This is a genomic window from Actinophytocola sp. (genome assembly GCF_049647105.1).
Taxonomy (GTDB): Bacteria; Actinomycetota; Actinomycetes; order Mycobacteriales; family Pseudonocardiaceae; genus Actinophytocola.
The window spans coordinates 20,736-32,483 of record NZ_JBARWZ010000216.1; the positions used below are offsets into that span (position 1 = coordinate 20,736).

The 11,748-nt window shown below is 68.6% G+C and carries 10 protein-coding genes; 1 reads left to right on the forward strand and 9 read right to left on the reverse strand.

What is annotated here, in order from left to right; translation table 11 throughout:
• Window positions 1-3: 3 nt before the first annotated feature.
• The 5 genes from WBA97_RS25355 to WBA97_RS25375 all read right to left on the reverse strand — a co-directional run bounded on the left by WBA97_RS25355 (window position 4) and on the right by WBA97_RS25375 (window position 7,195).
• Complete coding sequence (locus WBA97_RS25355) at window positions 4-663, reverse strand: hypothetical protein (protein ID WP_424233422.1); 660 nt, start codon at window positions 661-663, stop codon at window positions 4-6.
• Window positions 656-1,327 carry a hypothetical protein gene (locus WBA97_RS25360; protein WP_424233423.1) on the reverse strand — a complete coding sequence of 224 codons (672 nt, stop codon included), beginning with the start codon at window positions 1,325-1,327 and terminating at the stop codon, window positions 656-658. Before WBA97_RS25360 ends, WBA97_RS25355 begins: the two co-directional genes overlap by 8 nt.
• A gap of 224 nt (window positions 1,328-1,551) precedes the next feature.
• Window positions 1,552-5,598, reverse strand: coding sequence for a trypsin-like peptidase domain-containing protein (locus WBA97_RS25365; protein ID WP_424233424.1), 4,047 nt, complete (start codon window positions 5,596-5,598; stop codon window positions 1,552-1,554).
• Window positions 5,595-5,945 (reverse strand): CU044_2847 family protein, encoded by a 351-nt coding sequence (locus tag WBA97_RS25370; RefSeq protein ID WP_424233425.1) that lies wholly within the window; start codon window positions 5,943-5,945, stop codon window positions 5,595-5,597. Before WBA97_RS25370 ends, WBA97_RS25365 begins: the two co-directional genes overlap by 4 nt.
• A gap of 71 nt (window positions 5,946-6,016) precedes the next feature.
• Window positions 6,017-7,195, reverse strand: a complete 1,179-nt coding sequence (locus WBA97_RS25375) for an LLM class flavin-dependent oxidoreductase (protein WP_424233426.1) — start codon at window positions 7,193-7,195, stop codon at window positions 6,017-6,019.
• A gap of 119 nt (window positions 7,196-7,314) precedes the next feature.
• Here WBA97_RS25375 and WBA97_RS25380 point away from each other — a divergent pair, with 119 nt between their 5' ends.
• A complete protein-coding gene (locus WBA97_RS25380; RefSeq protein WP_424233427.1) occupies window positions 7,315-7,701 on the forward strand; it encodes a hypothetical protein in 387 nt (128 codons plus the stop codon).
• A gap of 134 nt (window positions 7,702-7,835) precedes the next feature.
• Here WBA97_RS25380 and WBA97_RS25385 read toward each other — a convergent pair whose 3' ends face one another.
• The 4 genes from WBA97_RS25385 to WBA97_RS25400 form a co-directional block, all read right to left on the reverse strand.
• A complete protein-coding gene (locus WBA97_RS25385; RefSeq protein ID WP_424233428.1) occupies window positions 7,836-9,053 on the reverse strand; it encodes a glycosyltransferase family 2 protein in 1,218 nt (405 codons plus the stop codon).
• A 22-nt stretch (window positions 9,054-9,075) separates the two neighbouring features.
• Window positions 9,076-9,243 (reverse strand): hypothetical protein, encoded by a 168-nt coding sequence (locus WBA97_RS25390; RefSeq protein WP_424233429.1) that lies wholly within the window; start codon window positions 9,241-9,243, stop codon window positions 9,076-9,078.
• Between the two features lie 204 nt (window positions 9,244-9,447).
• The gene (locus WBA97_RS25395; RefSeq protein ID WP_424233430.1) at window positions 9,448-10,344 is read right to left on the reverse strand and encodes a terpene synthase family protein; all 897 of its coding nucleotides are present in this window, start codon (window positions 10,342-10,344) and stop codon (window positions 9,448-9,450) included.
• A 36-nt stretch (window positions 10,345-10,380) separates the two neighbouring features.
• A partial coding sequence (locus WBA97_RS25400) for a PQQ-binding-like beta-propeller repeat protein (protein WP_424233431.1) occupies window positions 10,381-11,748 on the reverse strand: 1,368 nt, incomplete at its 5' end.

The window sequence follows — 11,748 nt, forward strand, 5'->3', positions numbered from 1 at the left end:
CTCCTATGTCGGTGGAGCCAGTCGGTAGACGGCGCCGGCCGAGTCGTCGGTGATGTAGACGGCGTGGTCCGGTCCGGCCACCGCGGCCACCGGGCGGCCCCACCTGGACCCGTCCTCGGCCTGGAAACCACCCACCAGGGTCTGCCTGCCCTTCAGTTTGCCGTTGCGCCACGGGAAGAACGACACCTCCGGCGCCCTGGGTGGTGACGCGTTCCACGAACCATGCACCCCCACCAACGCACCCCGCGCGTACTCACACGGGAGCACGCCGTCGACGAACGACAGGCCCAGCGGCGCGGAATGCCCGGGGAGTGCCTGTTCCAACGGCGGGACGGTGGCGCAGTCGAGCAACTGCCCGTCCGGGTTGGTCTGCACATCCCTGATGAAGGGGACGTCCGAGAAGTCCTGCCGGCTACCGGGAACACCCGGGTCGACGTCGGCATCGGGGTTGCAGTACGGCCAGCCCAGGTTCCGGCCGGGGGTGAGCTTGGCGAGCGGCTCGACCGGGTGGTCACGCACGTACTCGGGGATCACCTGCCCCAGCGACGACCCAGGCGCGTCGCCGTAGGGCCGGTCGAACGGGTACTGGATGTTGTCCCGGTTGTTCACCGCGGTCCACACCGCGCCGTCGGGGGCGATCGCCAGTCCGGTGCCGTTACGCACGTTCGTGGCGTACGGCTCCGGCGCCCCACCGTCCGGAGGCACCCGCAGGATCGACGCCCTGGGGTGGCGTCGCCGTGAGGTCCTCGGCGGAGATGTTGCCGGTGGACCCGACGGACACGTACACCGACCCGTCCTCCCCCACGGCCACACTCTTCAACACGTGCCCGTACCGGCCACCCAACTCCGGGGTCGACGCGTCAGGCAAACCCGTGACGACCGGCCGCGGATCCATCGCCGCGCCGTCCGCGTACGTGTAGGCGTCCACCCGGTGGGTCTGCGCGACATACAGCGTCGAGCCTGCGAACGCGATTCCGTGCGGCTGACGCAACCCCGACAGCAGCACGGAAACCGACGCCGTGCCGTTCCCGTCGGGGACGAGCCGGACCACCGTGCCGTTCCCCGGCACCGAGACGAGCAACGTGCCATCCGGCGCCCACGCGGCCAACCGCGCCGACGGGACCCGCGCGAACACCGAGATGGTCCAGCCTCTCGGCACCAGCGCCTGCCTGACCACATCCAGCGGCGCGGCACCCATCCCCTCCGGAACCACAAGCGTCACCGGCACCAGACCTTTCGGCGCGGCGGGTTCGGCACGCGCCGACGCGCAGGCGGACGCGAGGAGAACGACGGCTGTCATCAACAGGGCGAGACGTCGGACAGACATAGGGCTCCTTGGTCGGATGCGGGGTTCAGGAGCGACCAAACGAACCTATATCGCGCTCTTCCCGCGAGGGAGGTACTACCAGTACACCCCTCGACAAGGACTCCCACACTGCCAACGAATGTGGGTGAGTTCGGGTCGCCCGCCCGCGACCCGACCTCAGTCCGTCTGACCCAAACACGAACGATAGTCCTTTGTGGCCAAACAGGTTACCCGTCCCGTCGATCTCACCCGATCGTGGAACGAGGTCTCGCACGTGGGCGGTGCGGTGCATGGTCACGGTTGCGTTTGTAGTGCTGGAAGACGACCGCCAGCTGGGAGGTGGGCCGCGGTCGTTCCGGCGCGGCGTTGGTGGTCGTGTCGTGGCCAAGCTCGGCCGCGCGGGCGGGGTCGACGGTGGCGAGCGCGCGGATCGCCTCGTTCCGGTCCGTCCTGCGGAACCGGGGGTCCGCCGCCCATTGGGCGAGTACGTCCGCTGCGTGCGGGCCGCCGACCCCGGCCACGTCGGCGATCGCCCAACCGGGGGTCACGTCGGACCTGCCGGTCAGGACGTAGTCCATCAGGCGCTCGTGCACCGTGACGAGGTGGCGGTCGTTGATCTCGCGGAGCCGCCGGAACCGCCAGTCCACGCCGTCGAAGAAGCGCCAGTGCCCGGCCGCCGCGATCACCCACTCGGCGAGCACGGCGCAAACTCGCGGATCCTCCATCTCGCTCAACTTGTGCGCCAGCCGCCACTGGTCCTTGCTCTCGACGTGGGGTGCGAGCTCCACGAGCGTGTCGGCGACCTCCTGGCCATCGAGCCCGACCAGCAGCTCGAGCGGCGGCCGCCAGCCGGAGCGGTACCTGTCGGGATTCCGGACGTACTCGGCGAGCACTGGCACCACCGCGAGATTTCCGGCTTCCGCCAGCAGGTGCACCACGTGGCGTCGTGGCGAGTGGTGTCCTTCAAGATCGGCTCGCGCCTCGAACTCGCGGTGCACGGCCAGCAGGCAGTCGACCGCGCGGGGGTGGTCGGTGTAGCGAAGGTCGTTGAGTTCGTGCATCCTGCGGTGCGGGTCGATGTCCCGGGCGGTGACGTAGTCGGCGAGCAGCCCGTCGCCGAGCAACCGGTCCGGCGCGGCCAGGACACGCGCCGCCCAACGCCGGTCGTCGTCCCAGGTCGGCCCCTCATCGACGAGTTCGTCCGCCCAGCGGGCGAGCAGGGTCGCATAGCGGCGGTCGTGCCGCCGGGCCAGCGCGTCGGCCAGCTTGAACAGGTGCCAGCCCATGCCGGGTTCCGCCGCGGCGGCCTCGGTACCGGGTTGATCACCGACGAGGGTGAGCCACCTCAGGATCTCGCTCCCGTGCGACCGGGACATGCCCGGGGCCTCGGCCGCGGCGAGGAGTACGTTGGCCGTCCTGGGATCGCCGTTGGTCGTCGCGGCCTTCACCTGCCGCCACCACAGCCAGATGACCGGTGTCCGCTCGGAGATCGCGACCAGCGGCGGGATCGCCCGGTGGTCGCCGATCCTGACCAGCGCCCACGCGACATCCTGCAGCGTCTCGTCGTCGGGCTCGTCGGTGAGCGCGGCGAGGAGGTCCCCGGCCCGGGGATCGCCGAGGTCGGCCAGCCGGATGGCGGCCTTCGCCCTTTGCTTGCCCGGCATCGTGTCCGCCGCCGCGAGCCTCGCGAACCGGTCCGCGCTGCCGGGGTCGGTCATGCGGAGAAGCACCTTCACGCAGTCGCCCCGGGTGCGGGCCTCATGCTCGTCGGAGGTGGCCACCGCCGTGAAGAGGTAGGTCATCACGTCGGCGAGGTGCGGGCTCGGACGATCGCCGAGCAGCCCGCACACGTAACGACGGGTCCGGCCGTCGTCGGCGCGGGGGTCCTCCAGCAGTCGCCGGAGGATGCCCGGTGCCCGGGGATGCTCGTGGCGGGCGAGGTTCTGCGCGGCCTCGCGGCGCGTCCGCGCGTCGTCGTCGGTGAACCGGACCGGCTCCGGCGCGGTGACGAACGCGTCGGTCGCGTCGGCAAGCAGGTCCGCGGCACCTGGCTTGCGGAGGGCGACCATCCTCGCCGCGGCGTTCACCGACGCCACCCCGTAAGCCGGGTCCCCGGCGATCGCCACGAGGGCGTCGAACCCCCGCTGGTCCCTCAGAGCGGCCGACAGGTACGGGATCGTGAGCGGGTCGTCCGGTGGTGATCCGGCCGCGAGCATGGTGCGCAGGTGGGTCTTCGCGGCCTCGGTCACCGAGGGGTCGATCCGGACCCACCGCCGGACCAGCTCCGCCAGGAACGTGTAGGCGGACAAGGGGTCGCGCTTCTTCGGCAAGCGCAGCAGGGTCGTCGTGAACGGCGGCCACGCGGACCAGAACGCGAAGACCCACTCCATGAACGTGTTGTCGCACGCCCGGGTCACGTCGGAGGCGACCAGCCAGAGCAGTTCCCTGCTCAGTCGCGTGTCACGTGCGAGGTGCCGCGCCGAGAAGAACTCGTGCAGGGTCGCGTGCACGAAGTAGAAGTCCCCGCCCTGCGCGACGAGCAGGCTGTTGCGGCGCAACGCCTCCTGGACCACGACTCGCCAGTGGTCCGGTGACAGCCGCGTGGTGCGGCGCAGATCCCTGGTCTGGTCGGCGATCCAGTCCACGGCCGAGTCCGCGTGACCGCGAAAGCGTGCGAAGGCCAGCAGCGACAGCAGGCCGTCCACCCCACCGAGTCGCTCGTGCAACGCCTCGACCGCGGCGGGGAGGTGCTCGTCGTGCCAGGCGAGGATCTCGTCGGTCTCGCCGCCACGCACGCGTTGCCGGTGTGCCTTGTCGACGATCTGCTCGTAGGCCTCCACCCGGCTCTCCGGCAGGGTCTGGCCGTGACCAAAGGTGAACAACTGCGCCAGGACCACCAGCATCAGCGGGATGCCGGCGAGGTCGTGCAACCCGCGCTGGTCGAGCTCCGCCAGGAAGTCCCTGGCCGCGTGGCCCGGGTCGGCGAAACCGAGTTCTGGGAACCACCCGTGGACGAACCGCGCTCGCTCGGACGCACCGAACGGGACCAGCTCGTAGCGGGCGGCCTGCCACACGGCGCCGTCGGCGGCCTGCGGCGGGCGGGAGGCCACGATGACGCGGCCCCGCCACGCCGGGTCCGCGCTCAGCGCGGTGAGCGCCGCGCGCACCCGATTGCGGAGCCGCTCGTCGGGGACCTCGTCGAGGCCGTCCACCAGGACGATCCACTCGACCTCGCCTGCCTGCGGGGCGTTGAACCACTCCGCGAGCCACGGCAGCCCTTCCCGGCCGGTGGCGGTGAGGGCCGCGCCGACGGCGGCAACGAGCGAGTCGAGCGCGGGTACCGGACCGAGCGGCGAACCGACGGCCGTGGCCAGGTCACCCGCCTGGACCAGCACGGGGAGCCGCGTCGCACTGCCGGTCAGCTCCAGCGCCCACGACCACAGCAGCCGGGACTTACCGGCACCCGGACCGCCCAGCAGCAGGCAGTCACCGGTCATGGAAAGGAGGTCGGCCGCGGGAAGGGCGGTCGGCGTGGTCTTCGAGGTGCCGTCGTCCTGCTTCCGGACGAACGCCGGGACGAGCGGCGGGCCGCAGTTGCCGACCAGGAACGAGTCGCGCCGCTCGCGGGCCGACCGCGTGACCGCGGCCAGGTAGGTCGCGCGCCGTTCCCGCCAGAGCACCGAGGGCGGGCTCACGTCCAGCAACGACACCGGGGCCACACGGCGCAACAGTTCGGCGAGGACCTCCGTCCTGCCCACCCACACCGAGTGCGCGAACCAGCCGTCCCGGCTGTTGTACCGGCCGGACTGCACGCCGACGACGGACCCGTCCGACGCGAGGCACACCGGCGCGCCGCTCATGCCGGGCAGCACGTCATGGGAGGTGAACCGGCCCAGCTCCGTCCCGTCCCGCACCGCCGCGCCCTTCCACACCCCGGTCGCCGTCACGATGCGGTAGGTGTAGTTGGCGTCGTCGAGGTGGCCCGCCGCGGTCAGAGTCACCTCGGCGCCGATCGGCACGGTGCCGGTCGCGGCCAGCCGAGGGATCGTGGTGGCGAGTTCGCGGCTGCCGCGCAGCACCGCGAGGTCGTATCGCGAGTGCATGGCGATCACGTGCGCGTCGAAGGGATCACCACCCGCGAGCGGGTCGACCCGGACCGCGGCCCCCGGGTCCTCGGCGCCCAGGTCTTCCAGGACGTGCGCCGCCGTGACGAGAACGCCGGGTGCGACCTGGAAACAGGTACCCACCGGACCGCCCTCGGCGCCGAGCACCCGGCCCAGAAAGCCGGTCACGACCCGCCCGGGTCCTCGCTGAGGTCACGTTCGTAGACGATCTTCACCCGCAGTGTCGCCTCGCCAGCCGCGCCCGCGACGATCACGTCGCCCTTGGCGGAGAACTTGAGGCCGAACTCGACCTCCAGCTGGTCGGGACGAGCGGCCCGCGCGGTGGTCTTCTGGATGATCTCCACGGTCGACGTGGCGATCTCCACGATGGCGTTCTGCGCCCGGATGAACGCCTCCCCGACCCGGTCGACGGCCGCGTCCACCCGGGAGGTCGGCTCCGACCCCGCCAACGGGGTCGTCTCGACCAGCACCTCGACATCCCCGACCCGAACCGGAATCTCCCGACCGATCACCACGACCCCCAACCCGGAACACCGACGAAGGGCCCAGTGTATTGCCGAGCGCCGCGTCGTCCCATGGCTGAGTGTCAGTGGTCGAACTCGGTGATCAGTTCGCCGATGAGGCGGATGCTGGTCATGACCTCCTCGTCGCCGATGCTGCCGATCTGCTGGAGGCACATGAGCCGGTCGATGCCGAGGTCGGCGTATTTCCGCAGTTTCCTGCGGCAGGTGTCCGGGCTGCCGACGATCAGTGAGTCCTGCGCGCTGAGGACCTCGAAGATCTCCTCGTCGGAGACCTCCTCACCCGAGACGACCCTGCCGATGAGTACCTGCCCGTCGGTCGGGCCCTCGGTCGCCGCGACCTCGTCGCGGAAGAACTGGCCGGCCAGGTTGTCCTTGGCCTGGTCTGCCATCAGCCGCTGCTGCTCGGCGACGCCGCGGCTGAACTCCGTTGCCGCCTCGAAGAAGTTGAGCGCGGTGACCGTGTACCAGGCCGCCGCCGCGGCCGCGCCGTTGCGCATGGCCTGCTCGTCGGTCTCCGCGCAGTGCACGAAGGTGAAGTAGGCGACCTGGTTGTTCACGAACGACCCGACCGGCTCGGTGCACTGCTCTGCCGCGGCCCGGTAGAGCTTGATCATCCGCTCGACGCGCTCGGCCGACTCCCAGATGGTGGTGCCGAGCACGCCGACACCGCGCCTGCCCGCGTCGGCGAACGAGCCGGGACTGGCGGCCGCCTGCCACAGCGGCGGGTGCGGCTTCTGCAGCGGCTTGGGCAGAATCGGCACGTCGTCGATCTGGAAGTCCGGGCCGGAGTAGGAGAACCGGTCCGAGGTCCACATCTTCGGGATCATCTCGAACGCCTGCTGGGTCTGCGAGCGAGCGGCCTCGGGGTCGATGCCGAACAACCGCCACTCCGGGATGGTCGACCTGGTCAGGCCCAGCTCGACGCGGCCGCCGCTGAGATGGTCCAGCGTCGCGGCCCGCTCGGCGACCCGCACCGGGTGGTTGAACCGGGCCGGCGCCAGCACCGCGGAGTGGCCCAGCCGGATCCGGCTGGTGTGCTGGGAAATCGCCGTCAACATCAGCTCCGGCGCCGAGGACAGGCTGAACTCCCCCGCACCGTGGTGCTCGACCTGCCACCAGCAGCCGTAACCGAGCTCGTCGGCGAGCTTGGCCTGCTCGATGGCCGTCCGGAACCGCTGCTGCTCGTGGCCCTCCGACCAGGGCCGAGGGTTCTGGATCTCGTTGAACAGGTCGATCTTCATGCAGCCCTCCAGGACGTCCAGCTTCTAGTGGATAGTCTCTGTCGGGAGACGGTTCGTTACGAAGCGTTATCTCGTGCGAGACTGCGCAAGTAGTGGATCGACAGACAAGGGATATCGTGATGGCCACTGAATTCGAAGGAATGCGAGCCTGGAGACCGGCGAGCGAGATCATCGAGTGCCTGGACACCGCCCTTGGCACCGTGGACATGCACAATGACTACGACTTCCGAGAAGTCACGGTCTCACCCGGCAAGAGTGGGCTAACGGTCGGCCTTCGCTTCACAAAGACCGAAGGCTCCCCGGCGGAACGCTTCACGCTGACTTTTCACAGAGTCCAAGGTCTTGAGTTGACTTCGAAAGAAGCGGGATTTTCAGAAGATCGCAACGTTTTTCACGCTATCGAATATGCGGAGAGCGCGAATTCTGGATCTGAGTTTTCTGTTGAGACTGAAGCGTTGACCCTTTCGTTTCGAAGTAACGAAGTTCAATTTGAAGCAATTGCTTGATAAACGTAACTCGTCAAGGGACAGTCAGGAATCATGGTTACGTCGATGTCTCCGCACGCGTGCTGCCCGCACCGGACCCGGTCAATGTGGGCACGCTGTTGGTGAGCGCCTCCGCTCCTCGTTGACGGCGCAGGTCACGAGACGGTTCGCCGGGTTTGCCACGTGAGGTCCCTGGCCTTGATGACGGCCCAGTACAGGGCCGGCTTGATGATCAGCAGGTTCATCAGCGAGACCAGCGGGGTCAGGAAGAGCCATGCGGTCAGGCGCGTTCTGAGGTCGAGTTCCGGACGCATCACCGCGTAGATCCCCGTCTGCGCCCAGGTGATGATCACCCAGTAGCCGAAGCACTGCAACAGCACCAGCGGGCCCTGTTCCGGGAGGAACACCAGGATCCAGAGGTAGGTGATGGGGGCGATGACGGCGAGCACCAGGGCGTACAGCCGGAACAGCAGTGGCACGACGGAGAAGTGCTCCAGTTCCCAGGGAGTGTATCGCCAGTAGGACTTGAACCAGCGGGTTCGTTGCCGGAACAGCTCGCCGACGTGTTCTGGCATGGCGGTGTGGACCCTGGCTTCGTTCACGGCGACCACCTGGCCGCGTTGCAGGGCGTAGTGGGTGAGTCTGCGGTCGTCGCCGACGGTGCCGGACGTGACGTAGTCGTCGAGATTGTCGTAGACCAGGTCCTTGCGGTAGATGGCCATGACGCCGGAAGTGGGTGCGACCACGCCCAGAATCGAGCGTGCCATGCGGGTCACCAGGCCCCAGGTCACGATCTCCAGATCGATCACCCTGGTCACCAGCTTCGCGGTGCGGTTGTGCACCATCATCAGGCCGGTGGCGGCCTGGATCCTCGGGTCGGACATCGCGCGCAGGAGATGCTCCACCGCGTCCCGGTCCAGTCTCGAGTCGGAGTCCACGGTGACGATGAAGTCGACGTCCTCCTCGGCCAGCCGGCGCAGGACGTTGGCCTGTGCGTACCGCTTGCCCTGGTTGTCCTGCCGGTGCCACGTCACCTTGGGGTGGTCGAAGGGCACCACTGGTACCGAGGAACCGTCGTCCACCACATGAATGGCGTCAGGTGGGCGGGACTGCTCGATCAGTGCGCGTACGGTGCACTCCAGCCGTTCGGGTGGCTCGTTGTAGGAAGGCACGATCACGACGACGTTCCCCGGCGCGGGCGGCAGCGAGGTGAAGCGCCGGCCCTTGAAGGCGGCCGTCAGCGTGAAGAGCATGATGGTGGTCGCCACCAGATAGAAGGCGAAGATCATGCTCAGGGCGGGCCCGCGCCAGGTGAAGTGGTAGATGATCGTCCAGGCCGTCGCGGCCAGCACGGCCATGGCACAGAAGAGCATCGCCAACAGGTTGGTCGGGGCACTACGCCGCACGGCGGTGTTTCCTGCGGGCGGCGTAGCGGTACAGCAGAGCGCCGACCAGGACCAGGGCGATGCCGACGACGAGCACCCAGCTCAGACCAACATGCACGCCGAGGATGGTCAGTCCGATCGGGCCGGTGTAGGCGAGCGTCTCACCGTCGTATCCCACGATAGTCTCCTCAGTCTCCGGTGATCCCCGCAAGGGCATCAGACTGCCCCATACCTCGCGGGGTCGCATGTCGGACGGTCCTGCCGAAGAGGGGGCAGCTAACCCCTGGTGAGCACCTGTGCCGCTTTCGAGCACACGGTCGTGAACTCGAATCACGCCAGCGCAAGGGTGTGACTCAGCGTGATGCCCAGTACCGCGAGAACGTCAGTCAGCCGTCATGTCACGCAGATCGGTGCCGTTGTAGATGCCCATCGACCACTCCGACAACCGGATGATCCCGACGGCAGGCAGGTAGTCCTCGGCGACGAGTGGACTCAGGCGTCGACGGATCGAGGTCAACCGGGTGGCGAGCTGGGTGCGCACCCAGTCCTTGGCGACACCGTCGTACATCAGGATGTTGTTCTGGCCGGGTTCGTCGCGCTCGCGGTCGATGGTGGCGAGGTCGTTGGCCAGCCGGACGGCGACGGAAAGGTCGTCCACGGCGGGGACGAGTACGTCCAGGTGTGCCGGGATCTCGTCATCGCCATAGGCGACCCAGCGGGGCAGATTGACGAGCCAGAGGGAGATGCTGTCGGCGTGGTCGAGGTACTCCGCGACGTCCATGGCGAGGCCCGCCCCGTGCTCGGATCCTCGCTCACGTGCCCATCCGGCGGCCCAGTCGTAGCGGTGACCGCGCATGCAGGCGGCGAACTTCTCCTTCCACAGCGACGCCAGCGGCGGATAGGCGGGGAGTCGCGCTAGCTCGTGTTGCCAGGAAGACAGGCTGCTCAGCAACGGGGTGGCGGTGTCGGGTTGTCCGGTGTGGACCACGGCGAGGCAGCGGTCGACGAGCTCGTCGAGTTCCTCGCGGTCGGTGACCTTCTGTTCGAGGTGATCGTCGAAGGCGTAGGCCCACGCGATCATGCGCGCAGGCAACCGCAGCTGGTCCGCCGTGGCCCACGGACCCACCACCGACACGCCGAAGGCGGCACCGAACAGCGGTAGATCCTCGTGGTCGGGCAGATGGGTGGCGGTCCAGCTCCGCAGGTCGGCGAACACGGCTCGCGCGGAGGCCGCCACGGGTATGCACTGGCCGACGGCCGGGAAGGTGTTCTTCGTCATGGTCGCCTTTCCTGAGCGCGTGAAGTGACGAGGCCATCACCGATAGAGGCTGACAGCGTCCTCGGCGGTCGCGGCGACGATGGCACCTCCCGGATACCCGGAGCGGCCCGCCATCGGGATCTCCCATGACTTCTCCCCCGTCGAGATGGCGTAGGCGACCTCGGTGTGGCCGCCGTTCCTCTCGATGTAGTTGTAGACGACGTGGGCACCGTCGGACTTGAGCCAGGCGGTCTCGACCGCGACGTCCCTTGTCATGTCGATCGGCGGTGACAGCGCCTCACCGGAGTAGACGTCATGGACGCGGACGAACTCCTTGCCGGTCGGCTCGGGGGTCCCGCCTGGCCCGGTGGACGCGTCGGGATCGGCGATCTTCACGATCAGCTTGTCGTTCACGGTGACCATCTGCGCCGTCAGTTCCGGACCTTCGACCCGCCACAGCAGGTGCCCGGTCTCCGGGTTCGCCACCGCCATGGTGAGGTTGTCGCGGTAGTGGTTCTCCTTGATGCGCGTGAACACGGGCAGGGTGGACCCTGGCGCGTACACGTTCTGGTACCCGGCAGGCTCCCAGCCCGCCACCGACGAGACCTTCTTCCCATCCAGGTCATAGATGTCGGCGCCGGTCCAGTCCTCGTTCTGGACGGCGATGCCGCCGCGAAAGACGTTCCAGGTGAGGTCCCGCTCGTCCCTTACGCGGCCGGCCTCCAGCACCTTCTCGCCGTCGTCGGTGTCGTGGAAGGCGACCTCGTCGCCCGAGTACGAACCGTCGACGAGAATGTGCTGGCCGGGCACCACATACAGGTCCTCGGAGCCCTCGTGCGTCCACACCTCGTCACCTTCGGTGGTGTAGCCGGCGGCGAAGCCCGACCCGTCGCCGTCGCCGAACTCGGTCGCCACGACGAGGCGGTCGCCCGCGACGACGATCCTCCGCAGGTTCTGGTTGGGCACCTTGATCGTCTTCAGCAGCGCGCCACTCCCGCTGTCCAGGATGAAGACCGACGAGTCGGCTCCGCGACCCGGCGGCGCGACGCAGCCGATCCGGTTGCCGTGGACCGCGCAGGACATCGGTGACTCGCCCAGGTCGACCGACGGCCAGCTCGCCGCACCGGTGGTCGCGTCGAGACCGATCAGGAACGTGCCGCTCCGCAGAGTGATGATCTTGTCGTCGCCGCCGACGACGTCGGGCCTGCCGCCGGTGATCGGCGTCGTCCATGCCGGCTTCGGCCGGCCGATCACGGACTCGAGGACATCGTCGGTGGTGAGCTCGCGATAGATCGACGGAATCTCCTGTGGGTACAGGGTGTCGTCCCAGGTCATCGCGTCACCGGCGGAGTCCGAGCCGCCGGATTCCGCGTTCACGCCGAACACCACCACCGCGCCCACTACGGCGACGACCACCGTCACCGC

Bases quoted from the DNA above. Each gene is read 5' to 3' on its own strand.
- WBA97_RS25395 (WP_424233430.1), bottom strand. From the start codon at position 10,344: ATGACGAAGAACACCTTCCCGGCCGTCGGCCAGTGCATACCCGTGGCG.
- WBA97_RS25385 (WP_424233428.1), bottom strand. From the start codon at position 9,053: ATGCTCTTCTGTGCCATGGCCGTGCTGGCCGCGACGGCCTGGACGATC.
- WBA97_RS25375 (WP_424233426.1), bottom strand. From the start codon at position 7,195: ATGAAGATCGACCTGTTCAACGAGATCCAGAACCCTCGGCCCTGGTCG.
- WBA97_RS25360 (WP_424233423.1), bottom strand. From the start codon at position 1,327: ATGTCTGTCCGACGTCTCGCCCTGTTGATGACAGCCGTCGTTCTCCTC.
- WBA97_RS25380 (WP_424233427.1), top strand. From the start codon at position 7,315: ATGGCCACTGAATTCGAAGGAATGCGAGCCTGGAGACCGGCGAGCGAG.